Source organism: Streptomyces sp. NPDC045470 (assembly GCF_040646595.1).
Classification (GTDB): Bacteria; Actinomycetota; Actinomycetes; order Streptomycetales; family Streptomycetaceae; genus Streptomyces.
Map to the genome: position 1 here is coordinate 218,889 of NZ_JBEZAN010000004.1, position 22,285 is coordinate 241,173.

The following is a 22,285-nucleotide window of genomic DNA, read 5'->3' on the forward strand; positions in this document are numbered from 1 at the left end:
GGCCGCGGGCCCGTACCGCGGGCGCCCGCCCGTACCTCCCGCGCCCCCGTCTCTCCCGGCCCCAACACCCCGTTCTGCGACACTGGGTGGATGAACCATGCAGCCATGCGGGCCCGTGCGGCCGTGGACCTCGACGCGGTGCGCTCCAACGTGCGGGCGCTGCGGGCCCGCGCGCCCCGGGCCGAGCTGATGGCCGTGGTGAAGTCCGACGGGTACGGCCACGGCGCGATCCGGTGCGCCCGCGCGGCCCGGGAGGCCGGGGCGACATGGCTGGGCACCGCGCTCCCCGAGGAGGCGTTCGCACTGCGCGCCGCGGGCGACACCGGCCGGCTGATGTGCTGGCTGTGGACGCCCGGCGGGCCCTGGCGGCAGGCCGTCGAGCAGGACATCGACGTGTCGGTCAGCGGCATGTGGGCGCTGCACGAGGTGACCGCGGCGGCGCGGGCGTGCGGCCGTACCGCCCGCGTCCAGCTCAAGGTCGACACGGGGCTGGGGCGCAGCGGCTGCCAGCCCGCCGACTGGCCCGAGCTGGTCGCCGCCGCCCGCGCCGCCGAGGCCGAGGGCGCGATACGGGTCACCGGCGTCTGGTCGCACTTCGCCTGCGCCGACGAGCCCGGCCACCCTTCCATCGACGCCCAGCTCGCGGTCTTCGCCGACGCCGACGCGGTGACCCGCCGGGCGGGCCTGGACCCGGAGGTGCGCCACCACGCCAACACCCCGGCGCTGCTCAGCCTCCCGCACGCGCACTTCGACCTGGTACGTGCCGGTATCGGCATCTACGGTGTCTCGCCCAGCCCCGAGATGGGCGTGCCGGAGGACTTCGGGCTGCGGCCCGCGATGACGCTGGAGGCGTCCCTGGCGTCGGTGAAGCACGTGCCCGCCGGGCACGGCGTCTCGTACGGGCACCGCTACACGACGTCCGGGGAGACCACCCTCGCCCTGGTCCCGCTCGGCTACGCCGACGGCATCCCCCGCCATGCGTCGAACAGCGGACCGGTGCTGGTCGCGGGCAAATGGCGGACGGCCGCCGGCACCGTCGCGATGGACCAGTTCGTGGTCGATCTCGGCGGGGACCCGGCCCAGGTGGGAGACGTGGCCGTGCTGTTCGGCCCGGGGGACCGGGGCGAGCCGACCGTCGAGGACTGGGCGCGTGCGACGGGCACGATCGGGTACGAGATCGTCACGCGGATCGGTACCCGGGTGCCACGCGTCTATGTCGACGAGCGCGCGGACACGGGGAGCGGGACATGAGCGACAGGACGGGGGCGGCCGCCGACGCCGCGATCGACGCGGCGGCCGAAGCGGCCACGACGGCCGGCAACTGGACCCGGGCGGGACGGCGCGCGAGCCTCGCGGGCGCCGCGCTCGGCGTGGTCGCCGCGGGCGCCGCGGCGGGCGTCGCCATCGAGCGGCTGACGGTCGGCCGGGGCGTACGGCGCAAGGCGCGGCTCGCGCTGGACGCGGCGGGCCCGTACGGCACGCTGCGCGGCACACCGGGCACGGCGGTGGCCGAGGACGGCACGGAGCTGCACTACGAGATCGACGAGCCGGAGGACGGCAAGGGCAGCAGGAGCAGCAAGGGCGGCGCCGGCGGTGCGCGCCGCAAGCGGCTGCTGGGGCTGCTGGGACGCCGCTCCGGAGCGCCCACGGTCGTCTTCAGCCACGGCTACTGCCTGAACCAGGACTCCTGGCACTTCCAGCGCGCGGCCCTGCGCGGCGCGGTGCGCAGCGTCCACTGGGACCAGCGCAGCCACGGCCGCTCGGAGCGCGGCCGGGCCCAGCGCGACGGCACCGAGCCGGTCACCATCGACCTGCTGGGCCGGGACCTGAAGGCGGTGCTGGACGCCGCCGTGCCCGAGGGGCCGATCGTGCTGGTCGGGCACTCCATGGGCGGCATGACGGTGATGGCGCTGGCCGACCAGTATCCGGAGTACGTCGCGGAGCGGGTGGTCGGCGTGGCCCTGATCGGCACCTCGGCGGGCCGGCTCAGCGAGGTCGCCTTCGGGCTGCCGTCGCTGGGCGTCAAGGCGTTCCACCGCTTCGCACCGGGCGTGCTCAAGGCGCTCGGCGCGCAGAGCGAGCTGGTCGAGAAGGGCCGCCGGGCGACCGCCGACCTCTTCGCCGGGCTGGTCAAGCGCTACTCCTTCGGTACGCCGAAAGAGGTGGACCCGGGGGTGGCGCGGTTCGCCGAGCGGATGATCGAGGCGACCCCGATCGACGTCGTCGCCGAGTTCTTCCCGGCCTTCGCCGTGCACGACAAGACCGAGGCGCTGGTCGCGTTCGACCCCGTACCGGCGCTGGTGCTGGCCGGTGACCGGGACCTGATCACCCCGTCCGACCACAGCGACGCCATCGCCGGCCTGCTGCCGGGCGCGGAGTCGGTGTGCGAGCCGGGGGCGGGCCACCTGGTGATGCTGGAGCGCCCGGAAGTGGTCACCGGTCATCTGGAGACCCTGATCGAGCGGGCGGCGGCGACAGCGGCGGCGGCCCGGTCGGCGCGGGCGTAGCCGCGAGGCCGGGAAGATCCCCGGGCCCGGTGGGCTCGGGGAGCCCGGTGAGGCCGACGTGCCCGGCGGGCCCGACGGCCCCGGCGGCGTCCGCCCGCCGCGGACGGGTTCGAAATGCCGGTTGTGCGCGCCGTACCATCGGCGCATGAGCGCCACCGAGACGATCGAGCACGTAACCGTCAAGTCACCTCAGCGGATGCAGGAGTTGGGCCGCGCACTGGCCGGGCTGCTGTGCCCCGGGGACCTGGTGCTGCTGACCGGGGAGCTGGGGGCGGGCAAGACGACGCTGACCCGCGGGCTGGGCGAGGGCCTCGGCGTGCGCGGCGCGGTCACCTCGCCGACCTTCGTGATCGCCCGGGTGCACCCGCCGCTGGCCGACGGCCCGGCCCTGGTGCACGTGGACGCGTACCGGCTCGGCGGCGGCCTGGACGAGATGGAGGACCTGGACCTCGACGTGTCGCTGCCCGAGTCGGTGGTGGTCGTGGAGTGGGGCGACGGCAAGGTCGAGGAGCTGTCCGAGGACCGGCTGCACGTGATCATCGAACGCGCCGTCGGCGCGGACGCGCCCGTCGTTCCCGCCGACGGTGCGGCGCCGGACGAGGACGACGTGCGCGAGGTCACGGTGCGCGGTGTCGGGCCGCGCTGGGCGGACGTGGATCTGACGGTGCTGGCCGGCGCGTAGGAAGCGCCCGTACCGTAGTTTCCGACAAGCCGTCGGGAAGATGTTGCGCGCGCGGCGCCGGACGTGGTCACATGGGTGCAGAGAGAGCCGGTTAGGTCTGCCTAACTACGCCCGCTTGCCCAGGAGCCACGGGAGGCATCCATGTCGGCCCACCAGCCCGTCACCGCAGCGGTCCGCAACGGCGCGGCCGAACCGACGCCGACCATGAACCAGCTACTGGCGGCGTGCGCCGCGGCCAGCGCGGTGTCCACGCCCCCGCAGCCGCCGTCCCAGGCCGAGGCCGCGGAAGACACCGAGAACAACGAGAACACCGAGAGCGCCGAGGACGACGCCCGCGACGCCGCGCGGGAGGGCACCGGTCCGGGCCCGCACGGCGCGAGGACGCACGGCGCGGGGGCGCGCGACGCGGCATAGCGGGGGCGCACGCGCCGCGCAGGCTCACGCCCCGCGTCGGCTCACGCCCCGCCCAAGCTCACTTCACGACGACGATCTTCGTCTTGTGCAGCGCGAAGTCCCACATCGCCGTGCCGTCCGCCCGCGTCTCCCGGATGCCGCCGGTCTTCTTGGTCGCGTTCGGGTCCGGCATCGAGCCGTCCACCGCCGCGCTGAAGCCGACCACCACACCGTCGGCGACCGTGAAACGCACCACGTGCTCGATCGGCACCCCGTCGGAGCCGGTGACCTTCAACGTCCGGCCGTTGACCTTGTACGTGCCCGGGGCCGGGCTGACGGAGCTCGGTGTGACCTCGTACGTCCGCTTGACCTTGCCGTCCGCCGTGACCAGCCACACCCGCCGCGCGCCCAGCGCGTAGACGACCCGCTCGCCCTCGCCGGAGTCCGGCGGCACCGGCACCTCGGTCTTCCGCTGGTCCGCGCCGCCCTTGCCCTTGCCCGGGGCCGGGCTCGCGGTCGACGACGGCTGCTTGCCCGGGGTGGTGTGATCGGGGGCCGAGGCGGACGCCTGATAGGCCAGGAAACCGACGGCGGCGAGCGCAACCGTGGTCAGAGCGGTGACGATCGAGCTGCTCTTTGCGGACACCGCCGTGCCACCTTTCGTACGCGCGTGACTACGGGTGACGGTAGCACCCGGCAAGGCACCCGCGGCCGCGCCGTAGTCTTGGAGGCGTGCTGCTGCTTGCTCTGGACACCGCAACCCCCGCCGTCACCGTCGCCGTCCACGACGGCTCCCGCGTCCTCGCCGAGGAGCGCCAGGTGGACGCCCGCCGGCACGGCGAACTGCTGCTGCCCGCCGTCGACCGGGTGCTCGCCGAAGCGGGGGTGAAACTCGACGCGGTCAGCGACATCGTCGTCGGCGTCGGCCCCGGCCCGTACACGGGCCTGCGGGTCGGGCTCGTCACCGCCGCGACGTTCGGCGCCGCGCTCGACGTGCCGGTGCACGGCCTGTGCACGCTGGACGGCATCGCGTACGCCGCCGGGCTCGACGAGCCGTTCCTGGTGGCGACCGACGCCCGCCGCAAGGAGGTCTACTGGGCGCGCTACGCCGACGCCCGCACGCGGCTCACCGAGCCCGCCGTGGACCGCCCCGCGGACATCGCCGACGAGGCCGGCGCGCTGCCGTCGGTGGGCGCGGGCGCGCTGCTGTACGCGGACACCTTCACCGGCGTACGGGACGGCGGCCCGGAGCACCAGTCCGCGGGCGCGCTCGCCGCGCTGGCCGCCGAGAAGCTCGCGCGCGGTGATGAACTGCTGCCGCCGCAGCCGCTGTACCTGCGCCGCCCCGACGCGCAGGTCCCCGCCAACTACAAGGTGGTCACCCCGAAGTGACCGCGCGGACGGCGGCCGGGGACGGCGCGCGCGACGGCGCCGTACTCCGCGAGATGCGCTGGTGGGACATCGCGCCGGTCCTGGACCTGGAGCGCGAGCTGTTCCCCGAGGACGCCTGGTCGGCGGGCATGTTCTGGTCCGAGCTGGCGCACGCGCGCGGCCCGGCCGCCAACCGCCGCTACCTCGTCGCCGAACAGGACGGCCGCCTGGTCGGCTACGGCGGCCTGGCCGCCGTCGACGGCACCGGCGACATCCAGACCATCGCCACCGCCCGCGACCAGTGGGGCACCGGCCTCGGCTCCCGGCTGCTGACCGAGCTGCTGTCCGCCGCCACCGCCTTCGAATGCGCCGAGGTGCTGCTCGAAGTACGCGTCGACAACATACGGGCACAGCGCCTGTACGAGCGGTTCGGCTTCGAGCCGATCGGCTTCCGGCGCGGCTACTACCAGCCGGGCAACGTGGACGCCCTCGTCATGCGCCGTACCACCGAGTCCCCCTCCGAATCCCCGGCCGATTCCGCCGCCGGACCGTCCGGCGACGCCCCCTCCTCCCCACCCCCCGCGCAAGGAAACCGGACCCATGGCTGACGAACCGCTCGTCCTCGGCATCGAGACCTCCTGCGACGAAACCGGCGTCGGCATCGTGCGCGGTCACACGCTCCTCGCGGACGCCGTCGCCTCCAGCGTCGACGAGCACGCCCGCTTCGGCGGCGTCGTCCCGGAAGTGGCCTCGCGCGCGCACCTGGAGGCGATGGTCCCCACCATCCGGCGCGCCCTGAAGGAGGCCGGCGTCGCCGCGTCCGACCTCGACGGGATCGCCGTCACGGCGGGTCCCGGCCTGGCGGGTGCTCTCCTCGTCGGCGTCTCGGCCGCCAAGGCGTACGCCTACGCCCTCGGCAAGCCGCTCTACGGCGTCAACCACCTCGCCTCGCACATCTGCGTCGACCAGCTCGAACACGGCGCCCTGCCCGAGCCGACGATGGCCCTGCTGGTCTCCGGCGGCCACTCCTCGCTCCTGCTGGCCCCCGACATCACCTCCGACGTACGCCCCCTCGGCTCGACCATCGACGACGCGGCGGGCGAGGCGTTCGACAAGGTCGCCCGCGTGCTGCACCTGGGCTTCCCCGGCGGCCCGGTCATCGACCGCTACGCACGCGAGGGCGACCCGGACGCGATCCGCTTCCCGCGCGGCCTGACGGGCTCCCGCGACCCGGTCTACGACTTCTCCTTCTCCGGCCTCAAGACGGCCGTCGCCCGCTGGATCGAGGCGAAGCGCGCCGCGGGCGAGGAGGTCCCGGTCGCGGACGTCGCGGCGTCCTTCCAGGAAGCGGTCGTCGACGTCCTGACCCGCAAGGCGGTACGCGCCTGCAAGGACAACGGCGTCGACCACCTGATGATCGGCGGCGGCGTCGCCGCCAACTCCCGCCTCCGCGCGCTGGCCCAGGACCGCTGCGAGAAGGCAGGCATCACCCTGCGCGTCCCCCGCCCCAAACTCTGCACCGACAACGGCGCCATGGTCGCCGCCCTCGGCGCCGAAATGGTCGCCCGCAACCGCCCCGCCTCCGCCTGGGACCTCCCGGCCGACTCCTCCCTCCCGGTGACGGAACCCCACGTACCGGCCCCGGACCACGACCACGGCCCCGGGGGCCACAGCCATACGCACGGCCACGGTCACGGCCATGCGCACGATCACGACCACTTCCACGAGCTGAGCAAGGACAACTTGTACTCGTAGGGGGAGGGGGCCGATGGCCTCGATCACGTTGTTGCACGACGCCGTGGCGCAGGCCACGCCCGCTGCCCTGCCCGCCTTCACCCGTGAGCTGTCCCAGGCCGCCGACAGGGTTCTTCAGGGAGGGGACTTCCTTTCGTTGCGGCGTTTCGCGACGCAGTGGGCCGTCTACGTACACATCCAGCGTGATCCCGGGACCGCCGCCAGGTTCCGGGAGTTGGAGGACCTGGCGGTGGCCTCCGGCGACCCGGCGAAGGCCCGGGGCGCGGTGGGGGAGCTCGGTCGCATTCTGGACGCCGCGCATGCCGCCGTGGCGCACGGCGAAGCGCCGTGATCACGGCGTTCCGGCCTCCGAAGGGTGCCGCCGTGCAAACCTGCCCCGCCCACTCGTGACACCACGTCATACCCTGGCCTAGCCGAAATGCAGACATACGGGGAGGCGGCAGGCTGTGAACTGGTTCTGGTGGGTGTTCGTGTTCTTCATGGCGGGGGGTTTCGCCAAGGTCGCCGATGTGGGGCGGAAGGCGATGGGTACGCGGCACGCGCGGAAGATGGAGCGGCTGGAGAGTACGCGGCGCGAGCGGCTGGAGCTGGAGGCGGCGCAGCGGCCGCCGGAGCCGGTGTGCGGGTGTACGCACCACCTCGCCAAGCATGACAAGCAGGGCAAGTGCCATGAGGTGACGCAGGTTCCGACGGCCTGGGACGCGGAGCAGAAGCCGGTCAGGTACGAGCCGGGGCAGTGCACCTGCCAGCAGTACGTCGGCCCGCAGCCCCTGTCGCAGGTGTTCGCGGAGGAGCTGACGGACCGGGCGTAGGCGTCAGCCCTTCGCGGCCGCAGGGGCCTCCCGGCCCAGGAGCATCGTGGGGGCGCCCGCGACCCGGGTCAGGAAGATGACGCAGGAGTGCGGGCCGGCGAGCTTCAGCTTCTTGCGCAGTTCCTCGGGTTCGACGGCCGAGCCGCGCTTCTTGACGACGGCGACGCCCACGCCGCGTTCGCGCAGCAGCGCCCGGAGCTTCTTGACGTTGAACGGCAGCGTGTCGGTGATCTCGTACGCGGTGGCGTACGGGGTCGGACGGTGCTCGTCGGCCGTGACGTAGGCGATGGTCGGGTCGATCAGGCGGCCGTCCACCCGCTGGGCGACCTCCGCGACGAGGTGCGCGCGGATGACGGCGCCGTCCGGTTCGTACAGCCAGCGGCCGACCGGGCCCGGCGCGGGGTCGGGCAGGCCGGTGCCCAGCAGGAAGTCACCGGCGGGCAGGAGCGTGGCGCGGCGCGCGCCGGGCGCGGTGCCGAACCACAGGACGGCTTCCTTCACGTCGCCGCCGTCGGAGATCCACTCCGCCTCCGCCTCGTCGGGGATGATCTCGTGCGGGATGCCCGGCGCGATCTTCAGGGCGGCGTGCGGTGCCGTACGGGCGGCTTGTACGGCCCAGGAAAGCGGCGGCGAGTACGCCTCGGGGTCGAAGATCCGCCCGCCGCGCCCGCCCCGGCCGCCCCGCCGCGCCGGGTCGACGAACACCGCGTCGTACGCCGAGGTGTCCACCTCGGTGACATCCGCGCAGCGCACCTCGATCCGGTCGGCCAGCCCCAGCGCCTCCGCGTTGGCGCGGGCCGCCGCGCAGGTCAGCGGGTCGCGGTCGACGGCCAGGACATGGATGCCGGCGCGCGCCAGGGCGATGGCGTCACCGCCGATGCCGGAGCACAGGTCGGCGAGCGTGCGGACGCCGAGGGCGGCGAGGCGGGTGGCGCGGTGGGCGGCGACCGTGCTGCGGGTGGACTGTTCGACGCCGTTGGGCGTGAAGTACATGCGCGCGGCGTCCGCCCCGAATTTGGCCGCGGCGCGCTGGCGCAGCCGCGCCTGTCCCAGCGCGGCGGAGACCAGCGGCGCCGGGTGGTCGCGTCGCAGCCGGGTCGCGGTCGCCAGTTCGTCGGCCGGGTCGTGGTCGCGCAGTGCGGCCAGCAGGGCCTGACCTTCGGGCGTGTGCAGCGCGGAGAAGGAGTCGAGGTCGTTCGCCTGGTTCACCCGGTCCATTGTGGGCCAGCGCGCGGGGTGGGGAGCGGCGGGGCGCTGCGGAGGCCGGTGGTGACCTCCCGGGGTCAGCCGCGTGAGCGGCGGGCGCGGCGGCCGTGGCCCGGCGGACGGCCGCCGGGCCGGGGCATGGCCGGGGCGGGCAGGGCGGCCGGGTCCACGCGCGGGGTGGCCTGGGTGGCGTCCAGGTCCGCCGCGGCGCGGGCGGCGCGCCGTCCCCGCCGCCCGCGCCGTCCGGTCGGCTCTCCTATCGGCTCGCGGCGGCGCTGCGCACTGTCGCTGATGCGGATGAGCAGCGCGACCATGACCCAGTTCGCGACGAGTGAGGACCCGCCCTTGGCCAGGAAGGGCAGTGCTTTGCCGGTGAGGGGGATCAGCCCGGTGACGCCGCCCGCGACGACGAACACCTGGAGCAGCAGCGAGCTGGCCAGGCCGACCGCCAGCAGCTTGCCGAAGGGGTCGCGGGCGGTGAGGCCGACGCGCAGGCCGCGCTGGGCGAGCAGTACGTACAGGAGCAGGACGACCATCACGCCGGCGAGGCCCAGTTCCTCGCCGACGGTGGTGAGGATGAAGTCGCTGTTGCCCGCGAAGCCGATCAGTTCGGGGTGTCCCTGGCCCAGGCCCGTACCGCTGATGCCGCCGCTGCCGAAGCTGAACAGCGCCTGCGCGGCCTGCTCGGATATCAGGCCCGGCGGTCGCTCCTTCTCGGGCAGGAAGATGTCCATGGGGTGCAGCCAGGCCATGACCCGGCCCTTGACGTGCGGTTCGGTCGAGCCGACGACGGCGGCGCCGATCACCGCCATGGCCAGGCCGCACAGCACCCAGCTGGTGCGCTCGGTGGCCATGTAGAGGGTGATCACGAAGAGGCCGAAGAAGATCAGTGACGTACCGAGGTCGCGTTCGAAGACCAGCACCAGGAGGCTGATGACCCAGATGGTGAAGATCGGCCCGAGCTGGCGTCCCGGCGGCAACTGGACGCCCATGACGCGGCGGCCGGAGAGGGCGAGCGCGTCGCGGTTGAGCGTCAGGTAGCCCGCGAAGAACACCGCGATCATGATTTTCACGAACTCGCCGGGCTGCAACGAGAGCGGTCCCACGAAGATCCACCGCTTGGCGCCGAACGTGTCGCCGGGGAAGAACGCCGGGGCCATCAGCAGCACCAGCGCGACGGCCATCGTCAGGTAGATGTACCGCTGGAGGAAGCGGTGGTCGCGCAGCAGCATCAGCACGGCCGTACAGACCGCCACCCCGATCACCGTCCACACCAGTTGCCCGCCGGCCGCCGGGGCCATGTGCAGGCTGGGCTTGGCCGCGTACGTGATGTCGAGGCGATTGAGCAGCACCAGGCCGAGGCCGGACAGCAGGGTGGCGAGCGGCAGGATCAGCGGGTCGGCGCGCGGCGCGAAGCGGCGCACGACCAGGTGCGGGACGAGCGCCATGAAGAAGACGGCGGCGCTGAAGCCGGGCAGCCCGGCGGGCAGCCGGCCGTTCATCGACAGACCGGTGTACGTGTAGCCGAAGACCGAGATCAGTACGGCGAAGGCGAGCAGCCACATCTCCGTACGCCGCCGGTTCGGGGCCTGGGCGAGCGCGGCGAACGTCATGGTGCGCTCGGCGTCGCTCTCCGGCGCCCCGGGGGGCCGGGGCGAGCTCGTCAGTCCACGCACGGGATGCCTCCGCCGTCCATCATGGGAGCCGTCTGCCCGGAACGTTCCGCTCCGGAGCCGGACTCCACCGTCGATGAGGAAGACGAGGGTGACGGTTGCAGGGTTCCCACAGACGGCCGGGGTGCGACAGACCCGCCGTCGGGCGCGTCACCGCTGGTGGGAGCAGTGGAATCACCGGCCTCCGGCCTGGTTTCGCGGGCGACGAGCCGCCGTATCTTGTCCGGATCCACCCGGTTCACGTCCTCACCGTGATGCTTGGCGAAGCCCTCCACGGGCAGCGTGGTGAAGCGTACATTCCCGCCCGAAAGGTTCTTCGCCTGCCGGAGGAACGCCAGCAGGTCCCAGCCCTCGTCGATCACCAGGTCCTGCTTCGCGACGTCCGTCAGCTTCAGCAGCCGCAGCGGGTCGGTGAAGGTGCCGGCCGAGTTCAGCTTGTGCGTGGCGGAGGCGAGAAACGCCTGCTGGCGGCGGGTACGGTCCAGGTCGCCGGCGGGCAGGCCGTGCCGCTGCCGTACAAAGGCCAGCGACTGCGGCCCGTCGAGCGTCTGCCGTCCGGCCGGGAAGTCGGCACCCGAGTAACGGTCCCGCACCGCGTGCTTCAGGCACACCGGTACGCCGTCGAGCGCGTCCGCGATGTGCAGGAAGCCCACCAGGTTCACCTCGGCGAAGTGGTCGACCGGCACACCGAGGAAGGCGCGCACCGTCGCGATCTGCGCCCGGCGGCCGGCCTCCCGCCCCTCGTGCTCCAGCCGGTCGTGATCCGTGACGCCCTGCCGCGCCAGCCGCTCCTCCGCCGCGGCCTTGGCCAGCCCGTACGCCTTCTTGATCTTGTCCTTGCCGTGCCCCGGAATGTCCACGAGATCGTCGCGGGGAATCGAGAACGCAGTGGCCCGCCCCCCACCGGCAGGCACATGCAACAGCATCAGCGTGTTGGTGTTGTAACCGCCGATGTCCGACGAGGCGCCCGCGTGCAGCTTCTCCAGCACGTCCTTCGGCAGGTCGTTCCCGTTCTGGTCCTTACGGCTGTCCAGCCCCATCAGCAGGATGTTGACCGCCCCGCCGGACGATCTGGGCGCCCCGTCGCCGAGCGCCCGCGACGAGCCGATCCGCGCGGCGAGATCCCGGTAGAAGTACCACCCGGCGCCCGCCGTGCCCAGCAGGAGCACGGCGACGCACAGGGCCAGCCTGCGCAACACGACACGGCGCCGGGACCGGCGCCGGTGCCCTCGCGGGTGGGCGGTGTCCGGAGCGGTGGGCCTGCGACGGTGCTTCATCCGAACAGGCTGACGGTCCGCCGCTGAAGAAAATCTGAAAGTCCTGAAGACCCGCTCAGGAGTAACCGCCTCAGGCGGGCCGCCCCCTGTCAGAAACCCCCGGGCCCCCGCTGCCCCCGGTCCGTACGGGCAACACGGCCACGAAGCGGGCACCGGCCCGCCCGTCCTCCCGCCCCCGCACGGTCAGCTCCCCGCCGTGCGCGCGGGCGACCCCCCGGGCGATGGCCAGCCCCAGCCCCGTACCGCCGGTCTCCCGGTCACGCGCCGCGTCGAGCCGGGCGAACCGCTCGAAGACCTTCCCCCGGTCCGCCTCCGGAACACCTGGCCCGTCGTCCACGACTTCCAGTACAGCCCGGTCGACGGCACCATCGTGTCCGCCTTCCTCCCCCCGCGCCACGACCCGCACCTCGGACGCCGCATACCGCAGCGCGTTGTCGACCAGGTTGGTCAGCAGACGCTCCAGTTGCGCCGGATCACCCCGCACAGGAACGGGTTCACCGGCCTCCACGACCAGCCGCGCCCCACCGCCGCCGCCCGGACGGCGCGCGGCCTCCTCCGCCGCCAGCAACGCCAGATCCACCGGCTCCGCACCACGCGGGGCATGCGCGTCGAGCCGCGCGAGAAGCAGCAGGTCAGCGGCGATCCGCTGTAGACGCTCGGTGTCCCGCAGCGCCGCGCGTACGGACTCCTGATGCTCGCTGTCGCTGTCGCTGCCACCGGTCCCGCCAGCGAGCGCCACCTCCAGCCGGGACCGCACCGCCGCGATCGGATTGCGCAGTTCGTGCGACGCGTCCGCGACGAACTGGCGCTGCCGGGTGACGGCCTGCTCCAGCCGGTCCAGGGTGGCATTGACCGTACGGGCCATCAGCGCGATCTCGTCACCGCCCGCCGGATCCGGCACCCGCCGGTCCAGCTCGCTCTCACTCACAGCGGCCAGCTCGGTCCTGATGGCGGTCACCGGGCGCAGCGCCAGCCCCGTCACCGCCCACGCGATGGCGGCGGCCAGCGCGATCAGCGGCGGGGCGCTGGCCAGCAGGGCCACGCCGATGGCGTGGGTCGCGTCGTCCACGTCCGAGAGCACGGTCACGGCGTACACGTACCGCTCCTGCCCGCCGCCGCCGGGCGGCGACGCCCGGACCACCACCACGTCCGCGCGCGCACCGCCCGCCGCCGCGGCGGGGGAGCCGGTCAGCACGCGGTCGGCGGAATCCTGGCCCGGCGACGGGCGCAAGCCCCGCAACTCGGCGGTCAGCGGTTCGGCGGTACGGAGACTGGTCGCGACGACCCGCCCCGTCGCGTCCAGGACCAGCACCAGATCGACGCCGTCGGCGGGCGAAGGCAGCACCTCCGGCAGGGCACCGGTGTCCGCCTGCGCGGCGACCTTACGGGCCGCCACCTCGGTACGACTGGTGGTGTTGTCCAGAAGGTTGGCGCGCAACAACGCGTAGAGCCATCCACCCCCGACGGCCAGCAGGAGGCCCATCGCGAGCGCCGCGGCCACGGCGGTGCGGCCGCGCACGGACGCGGGCCCGGGCCGGAACCGGCGTTTCTCAGCCGTCATCGGGCGCCATCCGGTAACCCGTCCCGTGCACGGTACGGATGGAATGGCGGCCGAACGGCACATCCACCTTCTTGCGCAGCGACGAGACGTACACCTCGACGATGTTGGGGTCCACGTCGGCCGGCGAGTCCCACACCTCGTCGAGGATGTCCCGCTTGGCGACCGCCTGCCCCTCGCCCGCCATGAGACAGCGCAGCACGCCCAGTTCGCGGGCGGTCAGCTCGATGTCCGTGTCACCGCGGCGACAGCGCCGGGCATCGGCGTCCAGAGTGAGATCACCGCTCTGCAGCGTCCGGGGCCGCTCGGCGGCCCGCCCACGCCGGGTGAGCGCCCGCAGCCGGGCCAGCAGCACAACGAACGAAAACGGCTTGGTCAGATAATCGTCGGCGCCCGCGTCCAGCCCTTCGGCCACGTCGTACTCGCCGTCCTTGGCGGTCAGCATCAGCACAGGCGTCCAGTCGTCCCGGCGCCGCAGCCGCCCACAGATCTCGTACCCGCTGGGCCCCGGCAGCATCACATCCAGCACGATCGCGTCGTACACCCCCGCCAACGCGAGCTCCAGCCCCCGATGCCCGTCCCGGGCCACATCCACCCAGTGCCCCTCAGCAGCCAGCCCCCGCCGCAAGGAGTCGGCGAGCCCCTCTTCATCCTCCACGACCAGTATGTGCATGAACTCATTGTCCCGGTTCCGCCCTATTCCCGACAGGACGGACCGGAGGACCGCAGCAGTGGCGCCCACACCACGTGAGCCTCTCCGCCAGTCGAGCGCGCACCAGAACAATCGTTCTTTCCCACCCCCACAGACCTGGGCTCGCCAATCCGACCGGAGGGGGCGGGTAGGGGACCGTCCCCGCGGGCAGTCCGGACACTGGCCCACGTATCCGATGCACCTCAGCTAAAGGACGCCGTGGGGAGCTAAAGGATGCCTTGGGGGTACCCCCGGCCGAAGGCTGGGGGAGAGTTGGCCCCCTACGCGCCCCCGCCGCTCCCACAACGAACCCCGTCCGAGCCCAGGTCACCCCACAACCCCCGCGCGAAGCGCAACCCAGGATTGCCAAGCCCCCCACCTGGGCAAGGTGCCCCACGAGCAGCCCCCCCGAAGAGACGCGCCGAAGGCGCATTGGCACTCCGCTTGACCGAGTGCTAACCGCGTCATAGTCTCGGCTCTGGCACTCTCCACCGGGGAGTGCCAAACACAGCGACGGGCAGGTCCGGCACCCGCGACGACGGATCGACCTGGTCGCCACCTCAGACAGTTAACCCCGTGAGATCTCCGAAGGGGGAGGTCGGATCGTGACGACCGCCAGCTCCAAGGTTGCCATCAAGCCGCTCGAGGACCGCATCGTGGTCCAGCCGCTCGACGCCGAGCAGACCACGGCTTCGGGCCTGGTCATTCCCGACACCGCGAAGGAGAAGCCCCAGGAGGGCGCCGTCCTCGCCGTGGGTCCGGGCCGCTTCGAGAACGGCGAGCGCCTGCCGCTCGACGTCCAGGTGGGTGACGTCGTTCTCTACAGCAAGTACGGCGGCACCGAGGTGAAGTACAACGGCGACGAGTACCTCGTCCTCTCGGCGCGCGACGTGCTCGCGATCATCGAGAAGTAATTCACCGAAGATTGCCTAGTTCTGCGCCCCTGGTTCCCGCGTCTAAACAACCGGTATCCCGGGGCGCAGTTCGTTGCAGAGAACGACTAAGGACACGTAACTCATGGCGAAGATCCTGAAGTTCGACGAGGACGCCCGTCGCGCCCTTGAGCGCGGCGTCAACAAGCTTGCCGACACCGTGAAGGTGACGATCGGCCCCAAGGGCCGCAACGTCGTCATCGACAAGAAGTTCGGCGCCCCGACCATCACCAACGACGGTGTGACCATCGCCCGTGAGGTCGAGGTCGACGACCCGTACGAGAACCTCGGCGCGCAGCTGGTGAAGGAGGTGGCGACCAAGACCAACGACATCGCTGGTGACGGCACCACCACCGCCACCGTGCTGGCGCAGGCGCTGGTCCGTGAGGGCCTGCGCAACGTCGCCGCGGGTGCTTCCCCGGCCGCCCTGAAGAAGGGCATCGACGCCGCGGTCAAGGCCGTGTCCGAGGACCTCCTCGCGACCGCCCGCCCGATCGACGAGAAGTCCGACATCGCGGCCGTCGCCGGTCTGTCCGCGCAGGACAAGCAGGTCGGCGAGCTGATCGCCGAGGCGATGGACAAGGTCGGCAAGGACGGTGTGATCACCGTCGAGGAGTCCAACACCTTCGGTCTGGAGCTGGACTTCACCGAGGGCATGGCCTTCGACAAGGGCTACCTCTCGCCGTACATGGTCACCGACCAGGAGCGGATGGAAGCGGTCCTGGAGGACCCGTACATCCTCATCCACCAGGGCAAGATCGGCTCGATCCAGGACCTGCTGCCGCTGCTGGAGAAGGTCATCCAGGCCGGCTCCTCCAAGCCGCTGCTGATCATCGCCGAGGACGTCGAGGGCGAGGCCCTGTCGACCCTGGTCGTCAACAAGATCCGCGGCACGTTCAACGCCGTCGCCGTCAAGGCGCCCGGCTTCGGTGACCGCCGCAAGGCGATGCTCGGCGACATGGCCGCCCTGACCGGCGCGACCGTCATCGCCGAGGAGGTCGGCCTCAAGCTCGACCAGGCCGGTCTGGACGTGCTGGGCACCGCCCGCCGCGTGACCGTCACCAAGGACGACACGACCATCGTGGACGGCGGCGGCAACTCCGCCGACGTCGAGGGCCGCGTCAACCAGATCAAGGGCGAGATCGAGTCCACCGACTCGGACTGGGACCGCGAGAAGCTCCAGGAGCGCCTGGCGAAGCTGGCCGGCGGCGTCTGCGTGATCCGCGTGGGTGCGGCCACCGAGGTCGAGCTCAAGGAGAAGAAGCACCGTCTGGAGGACGCCATCTCCGCGACCCGCGCCGCGGTCGAGGAGGGCATCGTCTCCGGTGGTGGCTCCGCCCTGGTGCACGCCGCCAAGGTGCTGGAGGGCTCCCTCGGCAAGGAGGGCGACGAGGCCACCGGTGTCGCCGTCGTCCGCCGCGCCGCCGTCGAGCCGCTGCGCTGGATCGCGGAGAACGCCGGCCTTGAGGGCTACGTCATCACCTCGAAGGTGGCGGAGCTGGACAAGAACCAGGGCTTCAACGCCGCGACCGGCGAGTACGGCGACCTGGTGAAGGCCGGCGTCATCGACCCGGTCAAGGTCACCCGTTCCGCGCTGGAGAACGCCGCGTCGATCGCCTCGCTGCTGCTCACGACCGAGACCCTGGTCGTCGAGAAGCCGGCCGAGGAGGAGCCCGAGGCCGGTCACGGCCACGGCCACGCCCACTGAGGCAGCTCACCGCCGTTCGAGGCCCGGTCCCCTTTCGAGGGGGCCGGGCCTCGTCCCGTTGACGGGGCTTCCCGCCGTCATCCCGCGGAACCGTTGGCCAGCGCCGCTCGGACGATGCGGACGGCCTCGTCGGTGCCGATGCCGGCGCGGGCGATGACGGCGGCGTACTCGGCGGCGGCGCGGCGTGCCCGTTCGCGCCCCTTCTCGCCGGCCGCGGACACGAACGAGCCGGCCGCTCCGCGGGTCTCGATCAGCCCTGCCTCCTCCAGCCCCCGGTAGGCCCGGCCGACGGTGTTGGCGGCCAGGCCGAGGTCCGAGGCCAGGCGGCGGATGGCCGGCAGCCGGGTGCCCACGGCCAGTGCGCGGTCCTGGATCTGCCGGGCGAGCTGGGCGCGGAGCTGCTCGAACGGCGGGACGGGGGAGGCCGGGTCGATGACGAGCATCGGTCTCACCGGTCGCTCATGACGTGCTGTGCCACCGTGGAGCTCGGTGCGGTCCGCGCGGTGATCAGGGCGAGCGCGACGACGCTCAGGGCGATGAACGCAAGCCAGGCGACGGTCCACCAGCCGAGCCCGGCAGCGAGCACCGACACGGTCGGCAGGCACCACACCACGGAGGGGGTGGCGACGTAGCGGGCGTCCTCGACCCGCATGATGACGTCGGCGGTCAGCGAGACCTCGTCGTCGGCCACGGCCGGGCGCGCCAGAACATGCCGCAGTTGGACGAGCATGCCGGCCGCGATCCCGCCCAGCCCGATGAGCAGGATGGCCGCCGCGTACCGTGCGGTGGATTCCTGCACGGTCAGGGCATGGATCGCCGGGGCCGTCGCGCCCGCGAACGTGGCAACCGCGAACAGGACACGCGGCCCGCCGAGCACGGTGCGCCAGCCGAGCCGGACCGGGTGGGCCGCCCGTCGCGGCAGCGTCGCCGCGGCCCGCCGGTCGACCTGCCGCACCCGCCGGGCCAGCAGTGACTGGGCCAGCACCAGCCCGGCCACCACCGCCGTCAGGACCAGCAGCGACCAGTGCAGGGGAGGCCCGGCCCCGTCAACCGCGTCGCCGTCGGACCGGTTGACGGTGTGGACGAGGGCGACCGCGATGATGAAAACGGCCAGCAGGACATCAGCGGCCAGGTGGCTGGCCCGCCGGGCCGCCAGGCGCGCGGCCAGCAACGGTGTCGGCCGGACGTCGGCGAGGCCGTGCCAGGTCAGCCACGCGCCGGCCCGTTCAAGGTCGACCGGCCGCACCGACCGGTCGTTGTCCGGAGTCGTTCCTTTCGGCATGACGCCTCCTTGTATCAACCCTTGACTCAACACGGTGCGACAAGGGTTGCGACAAGTCAAGGGCGAAGTGGCCGCAGGCAGACGGTACTTGACGGCGATCCGGCCTCGCCCCGGCCCTCACGCCGACCGCCCGAGCCCGTCCGGCCGTACGGGATCCGCGAACGGCAACCCCTGCGCGTAGCGCTCCAGTTCGTCCAGGGCCTGGTCGGCCATGCGGTGGAGCTCGCCGCCGAGGGAGCCGGCGAGGTGCGGGGTGAGCAGGACGTTGGGCAGGTCGTAGAGGGGGGAGTCGGGGGGCGGCAGTTCGGGGTCCGTGACGTCGAGTACGGCGCCGATGCGGCCGGTGACCAGCTCGGAGAGCAGGGCCGTCCCGTCGACGAGGGTGCCGCGGGCGGTGTTGATCACGGTGGCGCCGTCGGGCAGGAGGGCCAGCCGTCGGGCGTCGAGCAGGTGGTGGGTGGCGGGCAGTTGGGGCGCGTGGACGGTGACCACGTCGGAGCCGGCGCAGAGGTCGTCGAGGGAGGCGAGGGTGGCGCCGAGGCGGCCGGCTTCGGCCTCGTCCACGTACGGGTCGTGGAGGAGGACCGTCAGGTCGAAGGGGCGCAGGAGGTCGATGACGCGGCGGCCGATGCGGGAGGCGCCGATCACGCCCACGGTGCGGCGGTGGTTGCCGGCGCCGTCCAGTTCGCGGAGCCAGTCGTGGGGGGCGCGCAGCGCGCGGTAACGGTGTGCGGAGTGCAGGACGCGCTTGTTGGCGAAGAGGATCGCGGCGAGTGTGTACTCGGCGACGGGCTGCGCGTTGGCGGCGGCCGCCGAGGTGACGGCGATGCCCCGGCCCCAACAGGCCTCGGTGACATGGGGTTTGACCGACCCGCCGGCGTGGACGACGGCGCGCAGGCGCGGGGCCCGGTCGAGGACAGCGGCGGTCAGCGGGGTCGCTCCCCACGACGTCAGGAGGACTTCGGCGTCGGCCAGCGCGGTGGCCACGGCCGGGGGCGGGTCGGCCAAGTCGTGGGCCACCAGGCCGGGATCGGTGCGGGCGAGCGCTGTCAGACGGGTGCGGTGGTGGTCGGCGAGCAGACGGCCGGCGAGGCCGGGTTGCATGGCGAGCAGCAGGGTGGGGCGGGAAAGTGCCTGGTCAGAGGAATTGTCAGTGGTGTGGTGCATGGTGGAAGCGTGCTCCTGGTTCGGGGCGTCACTTGACGCTTCCGGCGGCGAGTCCGGCCTTCCAGTGCCGCTGGAGGGTCACGAAGGCGATGATCAGGGGAAGGACGGCGAGGAGGGAGCCGGTGACGACGAGGGGGTAGAAGGACGGCTCGCCGTGCGCGTTGCCGCTCCAGGCGTACAGGCCGAGGCTCACGGGGAAGAGCCGCTGGTCGGAGAGCATCACGAGGGGGAGGAAGAAGTTGTTCCAGATCGCGGTGAACTGGAAGAGGAAGACGGTCACCAGGCCCGGCGCGACCATACGCAGGCCGATGGACCAGAAGACGCGCAGCTCGCCCGCGCCGTCGATACGGGCCGCTTCGAGCGCCTCGTCCGGGATGTAGCCGGCGCTGAAGACCCGCGCCAGGTATACGCCGAACGGGTTGACGAGTACGGGCACCAGCACCGACCAGTAGGTGTTGACCACACCGGTGCGGCTGGCCAGCAGGTAGAGGGGGAGGGCCAGCGCGGTGGTGGGGACCAGCACCCCGAGCAGGACGACGCCGAACAGCTTCTCCTTGCCCGGGAACCGGTACTTGTCGAAGGCGTAACCGGCTGCCACGCAGATCAGGGCGCAGAGCGCGGCGCCGGCGCCCGCGTAGAGCAGGCTGTTGGCGTACCACCGGAAGTAGATGCCGTCGCCCTCCGAGGCGAGGCGGGAGAGGTTGCCGGCCAGGTCGAAGCCCTCGAAGGACAGGGCGTCCCCGGCCAGCAGGCCGCCCGCGTCCTTGGTGGCGGCGGTGACCAGCCAGACGAGGGGGAAGAGCGTGTAGAGGACGGCGAGGGCGAGGGCCGCGTTGACGGCGGCGGGGGAGAGCCAGCGGCCGCGCGGGTGACGGCCGGCGGCGCGTACGGACGGGGTGCGCGAGGGGCGTACGGGCGCGGGGGCCGCCGGGCCGGCGACGGCGGTGCGGGGGGTCAGCGCCATCAGGGCCTGCCCTTCGGGTGGGCGAGCGGGACACGGGAGGCGTCCGGCAGGCGGCGGCCGGGCCGGGAGGAGCGGCCGGAGAGGCGGGTGACGGCGAAGGACAGCAGCGCGGCGGCGAGGGCGAGCAGGACGGACGCGGCGGCCGCGAGGCCGTAGTCGTTGCGGGCGAAGGCGGCGGTGTAGGCGTACATGTTCGGCGTCCAGGAGGAGGTGACGGCGGAGCCGGAGCCCTGGTTGAGGATCAGCGGCTCGGTGAAGAGCTGGAGCGAGCCGATGACGGTGAAGAGGGCCACCATGACGAGGGAGGGGCGGATGAGGGGGATCTTGACGCCGGTCGCGACGCGCCAGGCGCCCGCGCCGTCCACCGTCGCGGCCTCGATCACGGAGCGGTCGACGGCCTGGAGGGCGGCGTAGAAGATGACCATGTTGTAGCCGAGCCACTCCCACAGGGCGATGTTGACGACCGAGGGCAGCGCTCCGGAGGGGGACAGGAAGTCGAAGCCGAGACCGCCGGACTCCATCGCGGCGACGACCGGGCTGAGCTGGGGCGTGTAGAGGTAGACCCAGATCAGGGCGGCGATGATGCCGGGCACGGCGTGCGGCAGGAACAGGGCGAGCTGGAAGAAGCGCCGGGCGCGGGCGAGGGCGGAGTCCAGCAGCAGGGCGAGCGTCAGCGCCCCGGCCAGCAGGAGGGGGAGGTAGAGGGCGCAGTAGCCGAGGAGGACGAGGAAGCCGTCGCGGAAGGCGTGGTCGCCGAGCGCCGCCGCGTAGTTGCCGAGTCCGCTGAAGACCGTGCGCGTACCGCCGAAGCCGAGGCCGGACTGCTTCTCGGTGAAGAGGCTGAGCCAGACCGCGTACCCGATCGGGACCACCATGACCACGGCGAACAGGGCGAAGAAGGGGGTGAGCAGGACGGTGGCGGCGCGCGCCTTGGCGTTCACCGGCCCATGACCTTCAGGCCGCGCTTCCGCAGTTCGCGCACGGTCGCGTCGCTGCCGGCGCGTACCGCGGCGGTGAGCGAGCCGGTGCCGCCGCCCGCGCCCGCGACCTTGCCGAACTCGTCCTTGAGGGTGGTGTTGGTGGTGCCGGTGGCCGGGCCCCAGCCCCACGCGCCGTTGACCGAGGCGGCCGCGGCGTCGAAGAGGGCATAGACGTCCTGGCCGCCGTAGTAGCGGGTGTCGAACGCCCGCCGGGCCACCGGGCGCAGTGCCGTGGCGGCCGGGTAGGCGCTGGACTCGCCGGAGGCGACCCGGGCCTTGACCGCGTCGGCGGAGGTGGACATCCAGGTCGCGAACCGTACCGCGGCCTCGGGGTGGCGGCTGTTCTTGGTCACGGCGGTCGTGGAGCCGCCGAGCATGCCGCTGGCGGGCCTGCCGTCCCAGCTCGGCACGGGCGCCGCGGCCCACTTGCCGCTCTGGTCGGGCAGGGTGCCCTTGAGGACGCCCGCGCCCCAGGAGGCGCCGAGGTAGCCGACGGTGCCGCCGCTCTTGAGCGAGTTGGTCCACCCGGGGCTGAAGGAGGCGTGGGTGTGCACCAGGCCGTCCCGGAGGAGGCCCTGCCAGTAGTCGGTGACCTTCCTGGTCGCCGGGTCCGTGGTGTTCAGCTTCCAGGAGTCGCCCTCGGTGGCGAACCAGTGGGCGCCGGCCTGCCAGGCCATCGCCTCGAAGGTGGTCGGGTCGTCGGGGAAGAAGGTGCCGGCGCGCGCTTTCGGGTCGGCCCTCTTCACGGCGGCGGCAGCGGCGCGGAAGGCTTCCCAGGTCCGCGGCACCTCGATCCTGTGCCGGGTGAAGAAGTCCTTGCGGTAGTAGTAGACCTGCGGCGCGGCGTCGAAGGGGACGGCCCAGTCGCGGCCGCCGAGGGTGGTGAGCCGGACGGCCTGCGGCAGCAGCTTCCGCTTCAGCTCGGGCGTCACGTACGGGGTGATGTCCCGGACGGCGCCCTGGCTGACGAACTCCGGGAGGGTCGGGTACTCGACGCTGACCAGGTCGGGCGCGTTGCCCGCCTTGACCGCGTTGGAAATCTTGGCGTAGCCGCCCGCGGTGCCCGAGGGGATCTCCTCGAACCGTACCTTCGTGTCGCGGTGGGTGGCGTTGAACGCGTCCACGGCCTGTTTCGTGCCCTTGGTCCAGCCCCAGTACGTCAGGGTCACGGGGCCTTCGCTCCCGGCGGCGCCACTGCCGCCGCAGGCCGTCAGCAGGGTCAGGGCGGTGAGGCCGCCGGCTAGCGCGAGCGTCGTTCTGCTCCAACTGGGGCTCATGGCGCGGCTCCTGAGCATGGGGGGCGCGGCGCGAAGGTGATGGCCGCGAT

Annotated in this window: 23 protein-coding genes; 11 read left to right on the forward strand and 12 right to left on the reverse strand. The window is 72.7% G+C overall.

Going from position 1 to position 22,285, the window contains the following annotated elements; all coding sequences use genetic code 11:
* Window positions 1-90: 90 nt before the first annotated feature.
* The 4 genes from alr to AB0A97_RS15355 all read left to right on the forward strand — a co-directional run bounded on the left by alr (window position 91) and on the right by AB0A97_RS15355 (window position 3,603).
* Window positions 91-1,251, forward strand: a complete 1,161-nt coding sequence (gene alr, locus AB0A97_RS15340) for an alanine racemase (RefSeq protein ID WP_361149232.1) — start codon at window positions 91-93, stop codon at window positions 1,249-1,251.
* On the forward strand, window positions 1,248-2,507 hold the full coding sequence (locus AB0A97_RS15345; RefSeq protein ID WP_361149235.1) for an alpha/beta hydrolase: 1,260 nt from the start codon (window positions 1,248-1,250) through the stop codon (window positions 2,505-2,507). The genes alr and AB0A97_RS15345 overlap by 4 nt, the downstream gene beginning before the upstream one ends.
* Before the next feature lie 145 nt (window positions 2,508-2,652).
* Window positions 2,653-3,189: a tRNA (adenosine(37)-N6)-threonylcarbamoyltransferase complex ATPase subunit type 1 TsaE gene (gene tsaE, locus AB0A97_RS15350; protein WP_361149238.1), complete on the forward strand. Its 537-nt coding sequence runs from the start codon at window positions 2,653-2,655 to the stop codon at window positions 3,187-3,189.
* Window positions 3,190-3,330: 141 nt separating this feature from the next.
* Window positions 3,331-3,603, forward strand: a complete 273-nt coding sequence (locus AB0A97_RS15355; RefSeq protein WP_361149240.1) for a hypothetical protein — start codon at window positions 3,331-3,333, stop codon at window positions 3,601-3,603.
* Between the two features lie 58 nt (window positions 3,604-3,661).
* Here the strand turns inward: AB0A97_RS15355 and AB0A97_RS15360 are convergent, their stop codons facing one another.
* Complete coding sequence (locus tag AB0A97_RS15360) at window positions 3,662-4,228, reverse strand: hypothetical protein (protein WP_361149242.1); 567 nt, start codon at window positions 4,226-4,228, stop codon at window positions 3,662-3,664.
* A gap of 86 nt (window positions 4,229-4,314) precedes the next feature.
* On the opposite strand from AB0A97_RS15360, the gene tsaB reads away from it, so the two are divergent.
* From tsaB to AB0A97_RS15385, 5 genes are all read left to right on the forward strand, one after another.
* Entirely contained in the window at window positions 4,315-4,974 is a 660-nt protein-coding gene (gene tsaB, locus AB0A97_RS15365) for a tRNA (adenosine(37)-N6)-threonylcarbamoyltransferase complex dimerization subunit type 1 TsaB (protein ID WP_361149245.1), read from the forward strand.
* A gap of 53 nt (window positions 4,975-5,027) precedes the next feature.
* Complete coding sequence (gene rimI / locus AB0A97_RS15370) at window positions 5,028-5,561, forward strand: ribosomal protein S18-alanine N-acetyltransferase (RefSeq protein ID WP_361150152.1); 534 nt, start codon at window positions 5,028-5,030, stop codon at window positions 5,559-5,561.
* Window positions 5,554-6,708 (forward strand): tRNA (adenosine(37)-N6)-threonylcarbamoyltransferase complex transferase subunit TsaD, encoded by a 1,155-nt coding sequence (gene tsaD / locus AB0A97_RS15375; protein WP_361149248.1) that lies wholly within the window; start codon window positions 5,554-5,556, stop codon window positions 6,706-6,708. Before rimI ends, tsaD begins: the two co-directional genes overlap by 8 nt.
* A gap of 13 nt (window positions 6,709-6,721) precedes the next feature.
* Window positions 6,722-7,039: a hypothetical protein gene (locus AB0A97_RS15380; RefSeq protein WP_361149250.1), complete on the forward strand. Its 318-nt coding sequence runs from the start codon at window positions 6,722-6,724 to the stop codon at window positions 7,037-7,039.
* A 115-nt stretch (window positions 7,040-7,154) separates the two neighbouring features.
* On the forward strand, window positions 7,155-7,520 hold the full coding sequence (locus tag AB0A97_RS15385) for a hypothetical protein (protein WP_361149252.1): 366 nt from the start codon (window positions 7,155-7,157) through the stop codon (window positions 7,518-7,520).
* 3 nt (window positions 7,521-7,523) lie between these two features.
* Here AB0A97_RS15385 and AB0A97_RS15390 read toward each other — a convergent pair whose 3' ends face one another.
* The 5 genes from AB0A97_RS15390 to AB0A97_RS15410 all read right to left on the reverse strand — a co-directional run bounded on the left by AB0A97_RS15390 (window position 7,524) and on the right by AB0A97_RS15410 (window position 13,907).
* Window positions 7,524-8,738 (reverse strand): class I SAM-dependent methyltransferase, encoded by a 1,215-nt coding sequence (locus AB0A97_RS15390; RefSeq protein ID WP_361149255.1) that lies wholly within the window; start codon window positions 8,736-8,738, stop codon window positions 7,524-7,526.
* 65 nt (window positions 8,739-8,803) lie between these two features.
* Window positions 8,804-10,339, reverse strand: coding sequence for an FtsW/RodA/SpoVE family cell cycle protein (locus tag AB0A97_RS15395; protein ID WP_361150154.1), 1,536 nt, complete (start codon window positions 10,337-10,339; stop codon window positions 8,804-8,806).
* A 50-nt stretch (window positions 10,340-10,389) separates the two neighbouring features.
* Window positions 10,390-11,676, reverse strand: coding sequence for an LCP family protein (locus tag AB0A97_RS15400; protein ID WP_361149257.1), 1,287 nt, complete (start codon window positions 11,674-11,676; stop codon window positions 10,390-10,392).
* Window positions 11,677-11,746: 70 nt separating this feature from the next.
* A complete protein-coding gene (locus AB0A97_RS15405) occupies window positions 11,747-13,237 on the reverse strand; it encodes a HAMP domain-containing sensor histidine kinase (protein WP_361149259.1) in 1,491 nt (496 codons plus the stop codon).
* Window positions 13,227-13,907 carry a response regulator transcription factor gene (locus AB0A97_RS15410; protein WP_361149261.1) on the reverse strand — a complete coding sequence of 227 codons (681 nt, stop codon included), beginning with the start codon at window positions 13,905-13,907 and terminating at the stop codon, window positions 13,227-13,229. The genes AB0A97_RS15405 and AB0A97_RS15410 overlap by 11 nt, the downstream gene beginning before the upstream one ends.
* A 623-nt stretch (window positions 13,908-14,530) precedes the next feature.
* Between AB0A97_RS15410 and groES the strand changes: the two genes are divergently transcribed.
* Window positions 14,531-14,839, forward strand: a complete 309-nt coding sequence (gene groES, locus AB0A97_RS15415; RefSeq protein ID WP_030022440.1) for a co-chaperone GroES — start codon at window positions 14,531-14,533, stop codon at window positions 14,837-14,839.
* Window positions 14,840-14,942: 103 nt separating this feature from the next.
* Window positions 14,943-16,565, forward strand: a complete 1,623-nt coding sequence (gene groL / locus AB0A97_RS15420; RefSeq protein ID WP_030022439.1) for a chaperonin GroEL — start codon at window positions 14,943-14,945, stop codon at window positions 16,563-16,565.
* Window positions 16,566-16,642: 77 nt separating this feature from the next.
* On the opposite strand, the gene AB0A97_RS15425 is transcribed toward groL, so the two are convergent.
* The 6 genes from AB0A97_RS15425 to AB0A97_RS15450 form a co-directional block, all read right to left on the reverse strand.
* Window positions 16,643-17,008, reverse strand: coding sequence for a GntR family transcriptional regulator (locus AB0A97_RS15425; protein WP_361150156.1), 366 nt, complete (start codon window positions 17,006-17,008; stop codon window positions 16,643-16,645).
* 5 nt (window positions 17,009-17,013) lie between these two features.
* On the reverse strand, window positions 17,014-17,847 hold the full coding sequence (locus AB0A97_RS15430) for a hypothetical protein (RefSeq protein WP_361149265.1): 834 nt from the start codon (window positions 17,845-17,847) through the stop codon (window positions 17,014-17,016).
* A gap of 117 nt (window positions 17,848-17,964) precedes the next feature.
* Window positions 17,965-19,014, reverse strand: a complete 1,050-nt coding sequence (locus AB0A97_RS15435; protein WP_361149268.1) for a hydroxyacid dehydrogenase — start codon at window positions 19,012-19,014, stop codon at window positions 17,965-17,967.
* Window positions 19,015-19,042: 28 nt separating this feature from the next.
* Window positions 19,043-19,978, reverse strand: a complete 936-nt coding sequence (locus AB0A97_RS15440; RefSeq protein ID WP_361149271.1) for a carbohydrate ABC transporter permease — start codon at window positions 19,976-19,978, stop codon at window positions 19,043-19,045.
* Window positions 19,978-20,919 (reverse strand): sugar ABC transporter permease, encoded by a 942-nt coding sequence (locus AB0A97_RS15445; protein WP_361149273.1) that lies wholly within the window; start codon window positions 20,917-20,919, stop codon window positions 19,978-19,980. The genes AB0A97_RS15440 and AB0A97_RS15445 overlap by 1 nt, the downstream gene beginning before the upstream one ends.
* Window positions 20,916-22,235, reverse strand: a complete 1,320-nt coding sequence (locus AB0A97_RS15450; protein ID WP_361149275.1) for an extracellular solute-binding protein — start codon at window positions 22,233-22,235, stop codon at window positions 20,916-20,918. The genes AB0A97_RS15445 and AB0A97_RS15450 overlap by 4 nt, the downstream gene beginning before the upstream one ends.
* Between the last annotated feature and the right edge of the window lie 50 nt (window positions 22,236-22,285).